The organism is Deltaproteobacteria bacterium PRO3, from assembly GCA_030263375.1.
In the GTDB taxonomy this organism is placed as follows: Bacteria; UBA10199; UBA10199; order DSSB01; family DSSB01; genus DSSB01.
The window spans coordinates 23,931-41,915 of sequence record SZOV01000057.1; the positions used below are offsets into that span (position 1 = coordinate 23,931).

Below are 17,985 nucleotides of genomic sequence, written 5' to 3' on the forward strand. Positions count from 1 at the left end.
TCTCCCTTTTTTGAAAAAATTTTCCTGGCCGCTAGAAAAATTTATCGGGCAGAGGGCCTCATCGGCAGATCCGCGTCCGGGATCTGGTCTAAGGCCCTTCGAGCGGCCTTGCGGACCAGGCGGTCGGAATCTTTGAGTTGGTCGAGGGTTCTATTCAAATAGATCGTTCTTATTTCCACGGGAAGAGCCGGGTCGTAATGGACAACCGGAGTCATCCGAATAAAGGCCTTGCGGACCTTGGGATTGGAGTGATCGAAGGCGCCCAAAATGGCGTCGAGGATGGCCTCACGCTTATATTCGGCCTCGGATCCTTCGGCGCTCATCAGCTCTCCCGCGAGTTGGGCGAAGATTCGGGCGGTGAGTTCCAAGCAAAAACTATCGCCCGTGGATTCCTTTTCGACTTCATTCAGAAAAGGTAGAAAATCCACAAAGCGCGGATCATTGCCCAAGTCCCGCCAGCGTCTCTTGAAGATGTTGCAGGAGGGAGAGGAGACGTAGAGATCCAGCAAATACCAGAAGTCGACCGAAAGCCCCGGTCTCAACATCATTTGTCGAACCAGGCCGGCTGCGTCTTCCTCGAACATATCCTCCTTCAATTCCTCGAGGGCTTGCTTGAGATGGGGCGCAAAGCGGGGGTTTAAACCTAAGCGCGCGACGTGCAGGCGCCGAGGGAAATCGCGGTCGATATATTGCGTTTCAATGACGCGGCGTAATTGCAGCAGGTCGCCGGCATAGTTGGGATTGGCGCCGATGAAGGATTCCGGGGAATGGTCCATATTGGCGGTATCCCAGTGGAAATCTCGATGCCCCACCCATAAGGCCCACCAGCGGCTACGCAGCTTGCTAAAATCACCTTTGAAATTGGGATGCGAGGCAATGTGGGAGAATGCCTCGAACTGCCAGTAAGGCGGTGTGTTCGCGCTTAATACCAGATCCATCAGGCGGTGAAAATTTCCGTTAAAGTTGGGGTCGTGAGCCATGATAGTCCAGGCTTGAACTTTATGGTGAGGCCTTCCCTCCAGCTCGGCGATAACTTCTACAAATAGATCGGCATCGCCTTCGAAATCCTCATCCGTCGCGACTTTGCCGAGCTGCCAGAACAGATCGCAACTGTCAAAGTTCAGGCCTCTCAGTTCCCGGATGACGCGGTGCAATTGCTCCCGGGACAAAGGAATTTTCAGGGTCGATTTTAATTTCTCCAATTGAGCCTCTCGGCTTCCCTGAAGAGTCGTTTCGAGCAAGACGTCGAACTCCGATTCGGTGAGGATTCGGGCCTCCGTATCGGATTCGCCTCCCATACCGCCGATGCCGCCCGCGCCTAAGAACATCCACAGCGGGGCGAGCAGGATTTCTTTGAAGCGCTTGCTAAGGCTCGCAATAAGGGTCGTAAAGGTGCCACTGGCGGCCAGCGCTGCGGCCCCCGCGAGCAAAATGCCTCCGGTCGAGACCTGATCGCCGTGAATGAGAAAATCGATCCCCAATAAGGCCGCGGGGGCGGCGACGGCGTTAAGCCCGCCAGTTCGGTCCTCTTCAGGGGAGGCCTCTTTCATCGCCTCCAAGACCAATCGGTTGGCCTCGATGACGCCGGGATGAGCGGACCATTTCATTTGGTGCTTGAGTTGATCGGCCGCCACTTTCAAAATGGCGGGGCGCAAGCGAGGAGCTGCGTCGGTTAAGATTCGAATGGTCTTTTGGCGGATCCAATCATTTTCATCTTCCAATCGTCTCGCCAGATGTCGAACGAGTTGCCGTTGCGTGGCGTTGTTCCGCGGCAAGTGCAAAAGTTCCTCAAAGGTGGTCAGGACATTTCCTTGGGCCTTGAAATGGGTCGGGTCCGCGAGAAGTTGCCCGAGGACCGCGACTAAGAGTCCCGGGTCCTCCATATAAGAGAAAATTCCTCCCGAGAGAATGGGGGAGAGGTCGGCCCATGTCTCGGAATCGGCCCTGCCAAGCCACTGAAGGGCTAAATTGAGATAGAGCTGGTGATTCTCCTCACTGAGGACCCTCAAGAGAATCTGAGCCCTTGCCTTCCTTGTCGAGGGGTCCCATTTGTCAAGATCCTCGAAGTATTCCGGGGAGATTAGGCGATGCGCGGAAAGGGCCGAGAGAAAATCCGCCGCCATTTTCGGGGCCCCCAGAACCTTAGGGCTCTCCCCCAGCCACCGGCCGATTTGATCGAGGAACCGATATAGCGTTTTCGATTCCAAGTTGGGGAGGCGAGACAGCAACAGGGGAAAGTAATCTTGATTCCGGTTAACGATGCCCCACAAGGCGCTACACAGGCGGTTAAAATATTCTTCGTTCTCGTCCTGGGACTCGATCTGTTGAAGGATTTGCTCGATGTCGCCGGAAGTCGCCTGCTTGGGATCGCAGATCAGCAATTCCAAGCGTTCTATTGAAAGAGGCAATCCCTTGCCGATAGGATCGCCGCCGCCCTCTGCGCCCATCAACAGCCAAAAGGGAGCCAGGAAGATGTCCTTCGCCCAATCGGCCAATTTGGCGAAGACCCCGGTCACGACGCCTGCAGAGGCGAGGGTTGCGAGGCCGGCGATCCACAGCGAAGTCGAACTGTCGCCGCCGGCGAAGGAATGGATGAGGCCCAGGGTCGGGGCGGCGAAGGCGTTAAGCCCTCCACCCGAGCTCTCTCCGGAATTATTCTTCCTTATGAATCTCGATCCCGTCAAGAGGGATGCCAGCTCGGGAACGACCTTATACCCGCTCGCTATTTTCCAAAAGACATTTGGGCCCGGTCGCTCGCTCTCCGGAAGGTTCCTGCAATAAATCTGATGGACCCGTTTGGCTAGGGCCTGTGGAGTAACGGCTCTCCCCTCCGCCTCGATCTGAGCCAAGGCCTGACGAAAAGACTCCAGCACGCCCTCTCGCTGGAGCGCGGTTTGTTTTCGTTTACTCACCAAGGTCGAGGCCGACAAGAGCTTCAGCACCTCGGGGTCGGCACTTGAGCCACTGACCAAGCCTCGAAAAGTCCCTCGACCCGATCTCTCACCCTTGGGGAGGCCCGCTCCGTAGAACCGCCTGGCGAGATCGGCCACGGCCGTATAATTCACCTCTTTCCCCTCCGCCTCGATCTGAGCCAAGGCCTGACGAAATGACTCCAGCATCCTCTCTCGCTTCAGCGCGGTTTTGCTTTGTTTACTCACCAAGGCCGAGGCCGATAAGAGCGCCAGCACCTCGGGATCGGCCCTTGAGCCGCTGACCGAGTTTCGAAAGGTCTCCTGAGCCGGACGCTCTCCCTCGGAAAGGCCCTCCCCGTAGATCCGCCAGGCGAGATCGGCCGCGGCCCGACAACTCACCTCTTTCCCCTCCACCTTGATCTGAGCCAAGGCCTGACGAAAGGAATCCAACACGCCCCCTCGCTTAAGCGCCGTTTTACTTCGTTTATTCACCAAGGCCGAGGCCGACAAAACCTTCAGCACTTCAGGATCTATCCTTGATCCGCTGACCAATCCTTGAAAGGTATTTAGACTCGGACGCTCACCCTCGGGGAGCCCCTCTCCGTAGAACCGCCAGGCGAGATCGGCCACAGCTCGAAAACGCACCTCTCTCCCCTTCGCCTCGATCAGAGCGAGGGCCTGACGAAAGGAATCCAGCACTCCCTCTTGCTTGAGCGCAGTTTGTCTTTGTTTGCTCACCAAGGCCGAGGCCGACAATAGCGCCAGCACCTCGGGATCGGCACTTGATCCGCTGACCAAGTGCCGAAAGGTCCCTCGACCCGGACGCTCACCCTCGGGGAGACCCTTTCCGTAGAACCGCCAGGCGAGATCGACCACGGCCCGATAGTTCACCTCTTTCCCCTCCGCCTCGATCTGAGCCAGGGCCTGGCGAAAGGCCGCCAAGTAAGGCTCTCGATAGAGCCGCACAAAGCCCTGGCGCTCCTGGTAAAGCAAGGTACCTAGGCGTTTTAAGAACCAACGACTATTTTCCCAAGCGCGACCCTCGAGCATCTCGGTCACGAAGCCCTCTGTTTCCCCAAGGTCCAAGGCTAGGGACTCGAGATCTCCTCGGTATTGTTCCGACAAGATCTTTTCTAATTGCTCGATCAGGGGCGCCCAATCGGGATCGAGTGGCTTGGGTCGCGGTTGAGGGGGCTGAGGGCTAGCTCCCGCTTTGTGACGCAAAATATTCTTGCCTGTTCGATCCACCTCTTGGCTGGCTTCTCCACTGAGGGCATCCAGCATCTCGCCATTCTTCATTTGGACGTGACCGCCGATGCCCAAGATATCGCCGTAACGAATCAGCGGGGTCTCGCCATGGTAACGGTCCACTACGTCAAACAGGATCTTGGGCGGGTCTTTGAGTAATTTTCCGTCGGGGCTGGTCTCGTCCGGGCCCCGCCGGTTGATGCGGCCTCGCTCCTGGCCCTTCTTATGTCTTGAAAAGGTCGGCCGAGCCCCGATCTGATGGGAGAACATGTAGAGATCGGCGCCCTCGACTAGGGCGTCGACTGTGAACACTGCCTCGATCTTACTTTGCACCACCGCCTGCAGCACTGGATCCTTCTGTCCCTTGGTAATCCCGCTCACCAAGGCCACGATCCCGTCGATCTTGCCCTCGCGGTATTGCGTCAGGGCCGCTTGCAATTCCGTAGCGGTGATCTTGCCGCGGTTCTTGCCCAGCACCAGGAGACGGCGGCCCCCCAGATCCCCTTTCTCCTTTTCAAAATACCCGACATAGTCCTCGGCGAGGGCTTCGGCGTGCCTTAAATCCTGTCCAAAGCCCAACACCGCCTCTAATTTCGTTCTTCCGCTGGGGCTGGGGTTTTCTGCACGCATCCCGCGTTCGTTTAGGGCCGCGTAGATCCTGGCGTTGCGCTCGGGACGGTCTAGCAGGGTGCTTTGCAAGGATCGCCCTTCAAATTCCCCTGAGCTGGTGACTTTGAGTTGACTTAGGTCGATCCCGTCTACCTTGACCAGATAAGTCCGCGGCGTCACCCCCGCCTGCATCAGTTCTCGCTCCCGAACCGTAAACAAGCGTCCCGCTTCCTTGCCCGTCGGTGTCGCGGTGAAGCCAATCTGAAATAATTGCGGAGATAGTTCTCGGATACTCTGGATCGCCTGCGCCCAGGTCTCTCGGCTCTTGCCCTGGCCAAGGCCTAGGTGGTGCACCTCGTCCACCGCCACCATCGCTACCTTGCCCTCTATACCTAGGGCCTGTTTGAGCCGTGCTTGAAAGGCCTCTCGTTTGACGGGATCCGCGATGCTGGGGATGCTGACCACGATCACGTCCCCTCGGACATCCTTCTTATCCGCCTTGTATTCGCTGATCTTGAGCGAACGTCCGGTCTGCTTTTTAAAATACCCGCTCAGCAGCCCGGCCACCTTGAGATTCTGGCCGTGGATCTGGTCCGTATGGTTGAGGATGATCAGCTTGTCGCCGGCCTTCGGGTTCATCCACCCCAACTCGATGGCGGCCGCGAAGCCCGCCACCATCGTTCGCGTCTTGCCCCCGCCCACCGGCATCACGAGGCTGCCCACCAGGGCCTCGGGTGGGGGCTCGGTGCCGTCGGAGATAAAGGACTGCAAGAGGCGCAGACGACCGCGCAGAGCGTGGAGGGCGGCGATCTGATGATCTCGTAAGCTTAGCTCTTTGCCATAGCCCACATCCCGGTTGACCAGGGCAGTAAGGGCATCGCTGGGCGGCTTGGGCGGAGGGCGCTCCTTTCTCTCGCTAGGCTCCGTCTCGGGCTTATCGGGCTTAAAGCGCAGGCCCCAACGGGGGCGCCTTTCATGCTCCAGCGGCTCTTGGAAGATCTCCGCCCCGACTCGCAGTAATTTCTCCCGCAACAGGTTCAGGCCGATCTCGATGTCCTGAGCGAAGCGTTCCCGCTCCTCGTTCATTAGATCTTTCAGGTGTTCTTCCTGTTGCCGCCAAAAGCTCCGGCGCTGTTCGATGCATGTAAGCTCCTCCTGATAGGCTCGGATCGTTTCCTCGTCGATCTTGCCGAGGATCGTGAGGAATTGTTTTTGGATCCGCGCTTCCAGCCGAGAAAAATCTTCCAGGGCCTCGTCGATACCCCTGAAGGCGGGTTTCCCCAAGAGCCGGCCCTCCCGCATCCCCGGAAAGCCTCCCGTCGCCCCCATGAAGAGCCAAAAGGGAGCCAGGAAGATGTCCTTCGCCCAATCGGTCATTTTGGCGAAGACCCCGGTCACGATGCCTGCGGAGGCGAGGGTCGCTAGGCCGGCGATCCACAGCGAAGTCGAACTGTCGCCGCCGGCGAAGGCATGGAGGAGTCCCAGTGCCGGGGCGGCGAAGGCATAGGTGGATGAAGGATCTTTCCTTGCGTCCTTATCCATGGGAGTGCCGGCGGATTCGCCGGAATGGGATGCTCGCTCGCGAAGTGGTAAAAGGATATCCAGCGCCACTTGGGCGGCGGCGCGCACATGCTCGTTGTTGTCACGCAAGAACGCTTGGATCTCGTCGATGGCCTCGGTTGCCTCAAGATCGGCCAATATCAGAAGGATCTGTTCAAGGCTCGTAAACCTGAAAATTTTCTCCTTCAACATAGCGCGCAGTTCGGAAACGGGGATCGAATGCCCTTGTCCCTGGGATATGAGTTCCGCCGCGGCACGGGCGCGCATTTCCGGGTCCTTTAATAGCTCTGTTAAATGCTCGACTCCCTGGACATCCCCCCGCCGCGATAAGACGGCGGCCGCTTGATACGCGACTTCCGTATCGGCGTCCCTTAAGATATTCCGGAGTTCTCCTGTTAAGGCCTCTCGGTGATCCTCCTTCATCCCATTCCAAAAGAAATTCCTGCGGAGTTCGTCCAGCGCCCAAAAGCGATCGCCTCGATTGTCACCCCTCAACCGTTTTCGCAAAACCTCCAATGCTTCCGAGGACTCCCCAAAGAAAATCAGCTCATGGAAGGCCTCATGTTGAACCATCCCGGACCAGTGCTTCAACAGGGGCCTTAGGTCTTTGATCGCCCGCTTGTCTCCGATATTTCTCAGGGCTCTCACCACGGAGATCAGTACTTCTTCCGAATCATAATAAGTTTGCAAAAGGGGTCGCATCGTTGCGAGGTCTCCAAAGTCAAGGCTCTGCAGACAATCCACGGCGCACCGAATCAGTCGGGAAGAATGGATTCCCGGATTTTTCAAAAGCATCCGCAGCTCTTCGGAAGCCTCTGCTGGAGCCACGTAAGGAAGTCGGCGCATGGCCTCCATTCGGCAGGCATCGTCCAATTGGTCGTCTCTCAGCATCCCCTTGATGGCATCGATATCTTCCCTCTCCCCGAGGTGCATCAGGATCGCTAAATGAACGAAGGGCCGTGTTTCGGATTCAAGCCAGGCCCTTAGCTCTCCCTTCGCACGGGGAGATTTCGATTCCGCCAGTTTCCGCGCGGCGATCTCGCAATCGTATTCATTCTCGCTTTTCAATAGAGCGAGCCAGCCCTCGAGCTCCGCGTCCTCAGAGGCGTTTTTCCGAAAGGGGGTGTTTGGATGCTGCCTGGGTGTCGCGCCCAGAGTTGCGGTGATCGATGGATCGGAGGCTGGACTTTCTTCCTTTTTGCCGAACCATCGATCCTTTTTTTCCTCCAGCCAATCCCCCAATCGGCGAAATACGCCCAACAGCATCCCGCTCGAAGCTAACATCGCCACCCCGGCGACCAAGGCACCGGTGGCGGTAGGCTGGCCGTTGACGAGGAAATCCAGGCCGAAAAGGGCCGGGGCGGCGAGGGCGTTGAGATTTTCCCCTGAGTCTCCGTTCCGCTTGGTGTGTTGAATCGTTTCTTCTTCGCTTTGCCTTCTTTCTGCGTCCGACTCCTGTTTGGCTTCCACCTCAAGAGCATCCATGGGTTCAGCATTAAGGATACTTATTATTTGGACGCGTCTCTGAGCCGATTCCGATTCGCTTTCTGAGATTTTGATTCTTTGCACTTTGCTAGCAGCAAGAGATCGTCCGGCGTCATTTTTTAAAATCTCCAGCAGGGTCCACAGTCGCTGACCCTCAAGCCGTCGTTTCATGATATTGGCGACCGTTGGGGGAAGAACACTATAGTTAAGCATCCCGCATACCGCCATGCCCCCTAGCAAGACGAGGGCAGGCGCTCCCGCAACCACCAAAGCGGCTAGGCTGAGGATCTCCACGGGTAAGCAGGCCAGCACCATCCAATCGGAGAGTTGAGAGGTGGACCATGAGGATGCGTGGGTAATCAGCTCAAACAATCGATCTTGAAGCACCGGGTCAAAGGAAGTGTCACGGCTGGCTTGCGCCAACCATAGGCAAAATTCCGGAGAATCTGTGATTTTCCGTTGCAGGGTAAGCTCCAGCAGCAGCAAAAAACTCTGGTCGAATTTCGCAGAGCCTTTGGGAAGCCCTTCGAGGAGACGGAGGTACTCTTTTAAGGCTTGGGACCGTTGTTTCTTGCTGAGGTTTGAGTCGAGGAGACGAAGCTCAGCGGCATCCAGAGGGCTCTCGGCGACTCGGTAAGGGCTCAGCTCCGCTTTCTTGCCGTCTTTCGAGAAAATTCCTAAGGCCATCCACATCGAAGCGAGCGAGACCAGTCCCGCGAGACCTAGGCCCTCGGGAGTGAAGTTGCCGTGGTGGCTCAAGAAATCGATCCCCAGGATGCCGGGCAGGGCGCTGAAAGCCAGGGCCGAGCCGCTTGGCGGGGCGCTTCCGGCGTCGGAATCGCCGGTAGGGGTTCGGCGAAAAACCCTCGCCGCGGCCTGCGCGGCCCGGGAATTGCCGGCCTCCATCAGAGCGTCCAGCGCGACTTGCGCGTCTTCCGCCGCTTCACCTTGACCCGAGGCGCGATGCTCCCATTCGCGGACATCCAAGTATTTCAACGCCGCGCTCGCGTATTCCGAGAGTTCGTTGGGAGAAGTGATTTTACCGAGGTGTCCCAGGGCCTGCAGGCTGAGGAGATCGATTTTGGCCTGCTTGGCGAGGTCCCGGATTTGAGACAGGTCGTGGGGGTCATAACCCAAATGAGAAAACTTATTTTGGATTTCCTCCCACAAACTACCGGAAACATCTCCTCTTGCCTGATCGGCCATGGCGAGGATCGCCAGCTGATCCGATAATTCCGCTTCCAGAACGACTTCTCTCCCCAAGGCATAGGGCAGGATGAGACTGGCCTTAAGACCTTCTACCGGGTTTCCGTAGAGGGAGAGTTCCGCAAGGCGGACAAGGCGGGGCCGCAACTCTTCGAGGTCTAAATACGGCAAAAAACATCTCAGCACTTGCAGCGCGAAATTCCTGATGTCTAAGTCGTCATGATCCAACAGTATCTCGGTCTCCCGGGCGAATCGGACCCGGTCCTTCGGAGTCAACAAAGGGAAGATTTCAGCGAATGGGAAGACGGGGGCGTCACCCCATCTTTGACCGGACTTTTCCAGAAGTTTTAGAGCCAAGCTTAGGCGGGCCTTCGGTTTTAACGGAATGAAGAGGGTATTAATTTCAGCGCGAATCCGGCTCCACACATGACCATCATCGAAAGAGCGAAATTGGGCATCCACGATCTTTAACGCCTCGTTTGCCAATTCTTCCACCTCTTGAGCGGCGGACATTCTAGAATTTCCGCCGCCTCCCAAACCTTCCGCCCCCATTGACATCCAGAAGGGCGCGAGGAAGGGGTTTTCTAACAAGCGGGACAAATCTCCTTTCTTAATAAACTTCGAAGGATCCTGCTTCGCTTCGGTCCCGGTTTCCGAAAGGTCTTGGGTAGAAGTGAGGTCCGGCTCCTCTTCCTGAGCGGAAGAATCGCTTTGCGAATGAGACTCGGAGGTGAAGCCCAGGGCGAAGGTGTCGTCGGCCTCCGTGTTTCCGTCTCCCAACCACCGGCCTTTCGCCCATTCGGCCATCCTGGAGAAAACTCCCGATACCATCCCGGCGGAAGCCAAGGTCGCGAGGCCGGCGATCATTAGCGAAGTTGAAGGATTGCCCCCGGCGAAGGCATGGATGAGGCCGATGGCGGGAGCGGCGAAGGCGTTCAACTGGCCTTTCGGTTTCTCCTGGGGAGGCAGTCTTTCAGCGAGCAATTTCGTGATCTTGTCCGCGTATTCGCGCCGCAGCGGATCTTTCGAGGTCAAATCGGAGGCGAGCAGGGGTTCTTCATTCCGCCATAGAGTCTCCCTGATGGCGGAGAATTTAGGGTTAGAGTGAATGGAGCTGAAGTCGATGACCAGCTCATATAAATCGTAGCGAATCAGTGGGTGGGGAAAATTGAGTAATTGCTGTTGGCCAACGACATCCCATCGGGAATGACTGGTAACCTTCGTGAATATTTTTGAGGCAATGAGTTTGGCATCTTCAAAGCGACCTCGTTGAAGGGACTCGGTAATGGCCGAAAGAATTCCGGCCATTCCCTCTTTTTCGAATATTAAATCGATCAGCTCGGAGACACGCAAGGTTTCCTCAAGCGACCGTCTTTCTTGTTCCGAGAGTGAGATCTTTTCCGCGAAGGCTCGAATTTTTGGATCCGGGTGATCGTCTTCTATTTCGCTCAGTAATAGCGAGGCGTCCCATTCCTGCTTGTGTCCGCTCTGCTTGGCAATTTCGGCCACTCGGGCTACTTCCTGAAGGTTCAGTCGTGGGATGACGAATCTCTCAAATATCTCACGCGCTTGTTTAAGCGTGGCGTCATTGAGGGCATTCAATTCCCCACATAATTTGGCATAGTCGAGGTGATGCCCATAAAGATCCAAAATAGTCTCGACGGTCGGAACGGTTTTTCCGGAGACGAAAGCCTTCAATTCCTCAATGAGCTGTTTCCCTTTTTCCTTGAGGTTCCTGTTCCCGGGAGGTTTTCCCTGCCCGCCCATGCCATCGGCGCCCAGCAGCATCAGCGCCGGCGCCAAGAGGGGATGGGTCAAGGGATGCGGGCCCGGCTTGGATTCCTGCCGCGCCTCGGGATTGGTCTCCGGAACTTTCCCACGAATGATCTCCGCCGCGGTGCCGACCTTGGCGCCGCCGCCCGCCAATGTCAGGGCCAAGATGTGGCGCGCCTGCGTGGGGTCGATCGCCATGAAGTCTCCGTCCAACGCCCGGCGCGCCAGATCGTCGATGCCTTCCTCAAAGGCCTCGACCGCCGTATCCATCGCAAGAAACTTCGCGCCCTGCACGGTGCCCGCCGTGTAGCGCGCCCAGACGTTCTTCAGGGGATTCGCCGTCGCCGCGTGGGAGATCGGCAGCATCCCGGTGAAGGCCATCGAGGTGCCGGTCGCCAAGGCGTCCTTGGCCCAGCCTGCCGCGGTCTCGGGCCCGTGTCGGACCTCGCTGGAGGCCAGGGCGACGGCGTTCTCGGCCAGGGAAATCTTCGCCCCCAAGCTAAATCCGTTCACCACCCGCTCGGCCATGGTGGCGGTCTCCGCCGTCGTCACAGTTGTGGCCAAGGCTGTCTCCGCCGCGGCGGCGCCGCGCAACACCCCCGCCGAGCGCAGCAGGGCCGCCCCGCCTTGGCCCAAGAGGCTCAAGCCCCGCGTCGCCAAGCCCAGGGCCGCCATGATGGCGATGGTCTGCCCCAGGCCGATCAATTGCTCGTTGAAGTCCATGCGGGAGGCCTTGAGCCCCTTGAAGAGGTCCCCGCCCTCCTTGAGCGATTCGAACAATTGTCCGGCGATCGCTTCGAGGTCTTTCTGGGATTCAGCCTCGCTTAAGCGATGGATGAGCTGGTTGATCGCTTGATTCGCCCGCCGAATATCTTCGCGATCGCCGCCCCCAAACCAGTCGGCCACCTCGGATCCGATTCTGGAAGCCAACTTATGCTGCTTATAGCCGTACCAAAGCTCGTGCTTGGTCTGCTCCAGGCCTTGGATCATGAGCGCCGTTTTTTGCCTCAGCTCCTTATCTCCCATTTTCATGGAGGAGGGGCCCACCGCGATCCATTCCCCCATCTCGATGGAGTGAATCCAGGTATCGGCCAGGTGCTTTAGGGTATCGAAGGAAGAGCGCCGATCGCTGGGGAGCTTCTGAATCAAGTTCTGGAGCGGCGAGTCCAGGCCCGCCCTCGCCGGGTCGACCTCGGCCTCCAGAAAGGCCCGCAGGTCCCGGGCGAAGAGCTCAAACTCCTTCCGGGTCTCCAGTTTGGCTGCCCGGTCCAGGTAGGCCTCCGCCCCCTTCATGACGTGGAGGCGCATCCGGTCCGCCTCCGCGGTGCCCAGGAGGTCGGCGTCCCAAGGCTGCCGGTCGGCCGCCATCAGCCATAGCCTTGACAATTCCCCCTGAGCGCGGCTCGCCAGGTCTGGCTGGGAGGACTTTTCAGCGGCGAGCTTTTCGAAGCGTTCGACTTCCTTCGGGTCGATGGCTTGAAATTTACCCTCGATCGTCAAGGTGGCCTTCCGTTCCGGGCTGGATTGGAATGCCTTGCGCTTCGCCTCCGCCTCCCGCTCGAAGAAGGCGACCGAATCGATCAGGCTCAAGGCCCCGCGCGTGGCAGGATCCAGGCCGGCCTTCGAGTCGAAGAGGCTGAAAAAGTCCAAGGCTTGAAGGGGACCCAAGGCCGAGAGTTGGGAAACCTGGTAATACTCCAGGTCGCTGAGTTGCCCCCGGTCCTTCATGACATAAGTGACGCCGCGGATCAGGTCGGCCCGCAGCTCGTCGCTCAGCTTCCGAGGATCGGCGAGCAGGGAAGAGAGATCCTTCCGGCCCTCCGGCGAAAAGAGCTTGCTCTGGACGAAGGCCTTGGCGTCGATGGCGATGAGCTCTTTTTGGAAATCCTGGAGCAGGGCCTCCGCCTCGGAGTCGGGGAGGCTGACGAATTCCTGGGCTTGGATTTGGCGGTAGAGGAGCTTGAAGAGCGGGAGGAACCTTTCCTCCAAGAAGAGCCGCTGATAAGGAGCGCTGTCGATGGTTAAGAAGCCGACCCGGACCGCGGTGTTCAGGCCCGCCTGGTCGGCGAGGAATTTTTGGAATTCCTTGAAATCTTTGGCGGGAACCTTGGCGAGATCCAAGCCGCCGTCGGGGCCGCGTAGGAGCTCGCCGACAAGGGGGCCCAGCAGCTTGCGAAAGGCTTCCGCCCGCGCAAGCGCTTGAGATTGTTCTAGTTGGGTCTCATCGTCTCTAGGTTGCGGGTACGAAGAAGGGGCATCGATAAGACCCAGGTCATGGATCTTTGACTCGGACACCTGTGCCTCAGTGCCGACCCCTCATGATAGCTATCAGTATCGACTATTCTACGAATAAGTTGAGAAAAATCATGTTCTGGACGGTCCTGCAACGGCCTTAGGTGCGAAAATCATCCTAAAGGATGATGGGCGTCGGATATTTTAGGCCAGCAGTTTCCGTTTCCTCAGGTATTCCTCGATCCTCCCCAACCCCTTGCGGATCTTCTTCACGTCGGTCGCGTAAGAGAAGCGCACGTAGCCCTCGCCGGAGGGACCGAAGTCGATGCCGGGCGTGATTCCCACCTTGGCCTTCTCTAAAATGTCGAAGGCGAAGCGGTGCGAGTCGCGCGTGTAGTGCTTGGCGTTTGCGAAGACGTAGAAGGCGCCGCCGGGCTCGGCGGCGACGCCGAAGCCCAGCCGCTTCACTCCCTCCAGCATGACCCGGCGTCGCTCTTGAAAGGTCCGGCGCATGGCCTCGCGCTCCTTATCCGTCTTAGTCAGCGCCGCGATCCCCGCGGCCTGCACGAAGCCCGAGGTCGAGATGTAAAAGTTCTGCGCCATGTTCTGGAAGACCTTCGAGAGGGCCCGCGGGAAGATGCACCAGCCCAGACGGAAGCCCGTCATCGCGTAGGCCTTGGAGAAGCCATTTAAAACGAAGGCGCGGTCGGTGAACTCGAGAATGGAACGCTCTTCGCCCTCATAGGTCAGCCCGTGGTAGATCTCGTCGCTGATCACGTATTTCCCCATCCCGGCCAGCGCCTTCATGGCCTTCGCGTCCAGCAAGGTCCCGGTCGGATTGCCGGGCGAGTTGATCAGGATCGCCTTCGTCCTGCGCCGCAGTTTTTTCTTCACGGCCTCGGGATTCAGCTGGAAGCCCTCCGCCTCACGGCCGCGGACGAAGGCCGGCCTGCCGCCGGCGAAACGCAAAAAATTGGCGTAACAGGGGTAATGGGGATCGCTTAGGACCACCTCCTCGCCGGGCTCGAGCAGGGCGCCGAAGAGCAGGAGCATGGCAGGGGAGGTGCCGGCGGTGACTAGCACCTGGTCGGGGTGGATCGCGACCCCGTAGCGCTTGCGGTAGTGCTTGCAAATGGCCTCGCGCAGGGCGGGGAGGCCTAAGGAATGAGTATACTTGGTGAAATCGCGGCGTAAGGCTTGAATGGCGGCCGCTTTCACCGCCTTCGGCGCCGGGAAGTCGGGCTCTCCCACCGAGAAGCTGATGACATCGTGGCCCAGTTGTGCCATGCCTTGGCTTTTTTCCAGCACGTCCATCGCGATAAACGAGCGCAATTGCCGGGAGCGGCGGGACAACAAGGAGGGCAGGGCGGCCTTGGCGGGCATGGGGCTTTCCGATTCCTTTGGCTAAGTGCTTGAAATACTTTCCTAACGCGTCCCGTCCCCGGCCGCAACTTTTGTCTTTCCCACCCGATCTTTATAGGGACGGTCATTATGAAGCTCTTTTTATCCGGGGCCTGCTTTGGGCTCCTTTTTAGCACGATCGCGATCTGGTTCCTCAAGCTGTCCCCTTGGGCGATTCTGCCCGACCTGCGTCTCGAGGTCTTCATCCTGGGCGGCGGACTCTTGGGCGGCTTCATCCACCAATTGATAGGAAACAGCGAACATGTCTCCACCGAATAAAATTTTCCTTCCCGGAGTCTACGACGAGGTCGAGGGCGTCTGCCGCCTGATTCCCGAGGAAGAGCAGGTCTGCACGGCGGCTCCCGAGCCCGCGGCCCTCGGCGGCGAGGTCTCCTCGCTGGCGACCGTCTCCCGCTCCCAACTGCTGAACGACGCCTTCGGTCCCTCGCGCCGGGTGAACCCCCTGTGGAGCGAATCTCCCTATCAGTATTCCCTTTTGGCGATTCCGTCCCTGCTGACCGGCTGCGGCGCGCCCAGCGAGCCGCCGCCCCCGGGTGATCCCATCTCCTCGGCCAGCCCCTTGGGCCCCGAGTCGGCGATGAACGCCGCGCCCCTGGCGGGCAACCTCGACGGCGTCGACTTGACCGGCGCCGGCGCCCGCAATGCGGTGGCCTGGTCGGTCTTCGATTCGACGACGCCCGCCAATACCGGCACTTTCGCCTTCGTCCGCAGCGGCGGCACCGGCGGCAGCGTCTCGACGGTCAGCAACGAGGCCACGGCCCGGCACCTGAACACCTCGGCGGCCATGCTCGACAACGGCGAGACCGTCGTCGTCTACACCCGCACCGACGGCGATCCCGGCACCGCCCGCATCGTCGCGCGGCGCATCTCCAGCTCGGGCAGCCCGATCGGCGGCGACATCACCCTGGTCGGCGCGGCCGACCGCGCCAACGTCCCCGATGCGCAGGTTGTCTCGACCGGCAGCGGCTTCGTCGCCGTCTACCGCGACGGCAATGGGCAGCTGGTGGCAACTTCGTTCAATGCCGACGGCACGCAGACCGGTTCGCTCAATCTGGGTTCCGAGCCCGCCTCCCGCAGCCACTACGCGGTGGCCCGAGGCGAGGGCGATACCTGGGTCCTGGCGGAGATCAGCGGCTCCAACCAAGTTCACGTCCGCAGCTTCCACGGCGTGACGCCCGGCGACGTCGACCAAAACATCAGTACCTCCGGATTCTCCTCCACCGCCAGCCTGAGCGTCGCGATCAACGAGGAAGGCTCCATCATGACCGCTTGGAACGCCCAAGGCGGCGGCATTTTCGGCGCCGTCCTCGGCGGCCCGGCCGGCGAGAGCCCCTTCCGCATCACCTCGAGCGGGCTCGCCAATACCATGTCGATCGCCAACGACCACCGAGGCAACTTCCTCTTCGCCTGGGAGCAGGGCGGGCAGATCCTCGCGCGGGTCTACAACGGTACCAGCAGCTTCACGACGCCGGCGGATTTCTCGGTCATCGCCTCCGGCAACACCAACTCCAACGTCCAGGCCCACGTCTCCGACGACGGGGTCTTCACGATCAGCTGGATCCGCAGCGGCAACTCGGGCGGCAGCACGGTGCAAGACTTGATGCGGCGCGACTATCGATTAAATTACGAATGATTTCAGGTTATTGAGATAAAACCATTACGGCGCAACTCTTGATCCGCCGCTAGCGATAATATTGGGAAGGGCACCCGTCTTAGGGAGTGCCACATGCCCTTTCCCAGCTGGTCTCAAATTCAACGAGCTATTTCCGAATATTTTTCCCCTCCTGCGCCCCATGAACCGGAAGCAGTGGACCTTGCTGATCGGGGCGATCCCTCTATGACTCGGGAGGAAATGGAGTCCCTCTGCAGCATTCAGGGTGGGGAAGATCCATCCCGCGTCGAGAGTCGGATGTTCGATTGTGCCCAAGAATTGCGCTCCCTCGCGAATTACGAGGCCGCTCGGGCAATCCTGCACTCCTTGCGGAGAGATTCCGGAGACAGTGGGATGCGCTTGCGGGCCCAACAGGCCTGGCAGGATAGTATGGGCTACGACATCACCGACGCGGCCGGAAATACTATTCAGGAGGGAGGAGGGACCCTGGTTTGGCCCGGTGATTGGTTCCGCAATTTCAGCGACGAAGAGGCGGCGGGATGCTGGATCGACCCTCTGGCTTATTCTATCGGGCCTATTGGCGCGGCATATTTTGTGTTTCACCACTCTTCGATACGCTGACTCAAAATACAGTCCTTTCATCACGTTGGCTCAAAACTTTCTTCCGGTCGAGACCTAAGCGCGGTTTTGAGGCTATTTCCGATATTATCCAAGTTTAAGAGCGAGCAACGATTCCCAAAAAGCCCCGATAAATTCATCGTGGGAGGCCTTTCATGGCGATACGGGAATTAGGCGAAAACCGCGGCTCCAGTGAGCCGAAAAACCCCATCGAAATCGAAGACTTGGTCAGCAGGCTCCAAGACCTCTGCCCCGAGGAAATGGCCAAGGCGCTCTTTACCCTCGAATTCCACAAAAAGTTCAGCCAGGCCTTCCGCGGCTACCACGCGGCGATGCAACAGGACCCCACGGCCCTGTTCTTCTCGCGGGGCCTCAAGCACGAGATCCAGACGATCTACCTCGAGCTGGCCCGCCACCTGAAGGCCAAGAACGCCGGCGCCACCGACCTGATGAACCAGGTCTTCGATTTCTTCGGCGCCACCCTGAAGTCCCTCTTGAAAGTCCCCAACCTGGTGTCCAACAACTGAGAGGCCACGATGTTTCCCCTCTTTTCCACGACCGCCCTTTGGATCTTCGCCGCCGTCCTGGTCGGACTTTCGGTGGCCGCCTCCTATTTCAGTTTCCCGAATCGCTAGGCAAATCGCGCAACTTCCGCCATCTTGGCCCGAATTTAAGGCATTCCCTGTCTTAGGTTCCGGGTGAAAGATGTCGACGGTCGTTCCCATAAATACCGGCTTCGCGCCGCAATCCTGGCTTTCCGGCCTGGGCTCCAACCCCGAGCTGCGCGCCTTGGCGCGCGAGTCGGATCCCGAATTGTTTTTCGAGTCCTTGCTGTCCTACGGCCTGCGCCGCGAATCCGCCGGCGAGATCGAGGCCGCCGCCCGCGTCTACGCGCGTATCCAGGAAGCCGCTCCGGAGGAATTCTCCCGCCGTGCCGCGCGCCGCTTGGACGCGATGGTAGGGCGCGGCGCCGCGGGGCCGCGCGCGGAATTCCTGCTCCGGCGCCTGGCGGGCGAAGCGAGCGATCCGGCGGCCTTGTTCGCGATGGGCACGGCCGTCACCGTGTTTCGATTGGCTCGGCTGGCGAGCCTGGCGCGGTTGAGCGCCAGTCCGGCGGCGAATCTGTTCACGCGAGGCTTCGGCGCCAGGGCCGCGGCGTCCTTGGCCGGCTTTGCCCTCGAGGCCCCGGCCTTCACCTTCGCCGGGCGCCTGGCCAACCAGGCCTTGGGCCGGGAGCAGGATTGGGGCCCGGGCGCCGTCGGCAGGGATTTGGCCTCGAGCTATTTGGTGTTGGGAGGGTTGAAGTTG

The 17,985-nt window shown here is 59.2% G+C and carries 7 protein-coding genes; 5 read left to right on the plus strand and 2 right to left on the minus strand.

The window, feature by feature from the left end:
* Positions 1-41 precede the first annotated feature (41 nt).
* Positions 42-12,914 (minus strand): hypothetical protein, encoded by a 12,873-nt coding sequence (locus tag FBR05_09810; protein MDL1872491.1) that lies wholly within the window; start codon positions 12,912-12,914, stop codon positions 42-44.
* A gap of 315 nt (positions 12,915-13,229) precedes the next feature.
* Positions 13,230-14,408 carry a pyridoxal phosphate-dependent aminotransferase gene (locus tag FBR05_09815; GenBank protein ID MDL1872492.1) on the minus strand — a complete coding sequence of 393 codons (1,179 nt, stop codon included), beginning with the start codon at positions 14,406-14,408 and terminating at the stop codon, positions 13,230-13,232.
* Positions 14,409-14,516: 108 nt separating this feature from the next.
* Here FBR05_09815 and FBR05_09820 point away from each other — a divergent pair, with 108 nt between their 5' ends.
* The 5 genes from FBR05_09820 to FBR05_09840 all read left to right on the plus strand — a co-directional run.
* Positions 14,517-14,705, plus strand: coding sequence for a hypothetical protein (locus FBR05_09820; GenBank protein ID MDL1872493.1), 189 nt, complete (start codon positions 14,517-14,519; stop codon positions 14,703-14,705).
* Entirely contained in the window at positions 14,689-16,080 is a 1,392-nt protein-coding gene (locus FBR05_09825) for a hypothetical protein (GenBank protein MDL1872494.1), read from the plus strand. The genes FBR05_09820 and FBR05_09825 overlap by 17 nt, the downstream gene beginning before the upstream one ends.
* Positions 16,081-16,284: 204 nt before the next feature.
* A complete protein-coding gene (locus FBR05_09830; GenBank protein MDL1872495.1) occupies positions 16,285-16,680 on the plus strand; it encodes a hypothetical protein in 396 nt (131 codons plus the stop codon).
* 152 nt (positions 16,681-16,832) lie between these two features.
* A complete protein-coding gene (locus tag FBR05_09835) occupies positions 16,833-17,204 on the plus strand; it encodes a hypothetical protein (GenBank protein MDL1872496.1) in 372 nt (123 codons plus the stop codon).
* Between the two features lie 178 nt (positions 17,205-17,382).
* A partial coding sequence (locus tag FBR05_09840) for a hypothetical protein (protein ID MDL1872497.1) occupies positions 17,383-17,985 on the plus strand: 603 nt, incomplete at its 3' end.

Coding starts and splice junctions, on each gene's coding strand:
- FBR05_09815 (MDL1872492.1), bottom strand. CDS start 14,408: ATGCCCGCCAAGGCCGCCCTGCCCTCCTTGTTGTCCCGCCGCTCCCGG.
- FBR05_09820 (MDL1872493.1), top strand. CDS start 14,517: ATGAAGCTCTTTTTATCCGGGGCCTGCTTTGGGCTCCTTTTTAGCACG.
- FBR05_09825 (MDL1872494.1), top strand. CDS start 14,689: ATGTCTCCACCGAATAAAATTTTCCTTCCCGGAGTCTACGACGAGGTC.
- FBR05_09830 (MDL1872495.1), top strand. CDS start 16,285: ATGACTCGGGAGGAAATGGAGTCCCTCTGCAGCATTCAGGGTGGGGAA.
- FBR05_09835 (MDL1872496.1), top strand. CDS start 16,833: ATGGCGATACGGGAATTAGGCGAAAACCGCGGCTCCAGTGAGCCGAAA.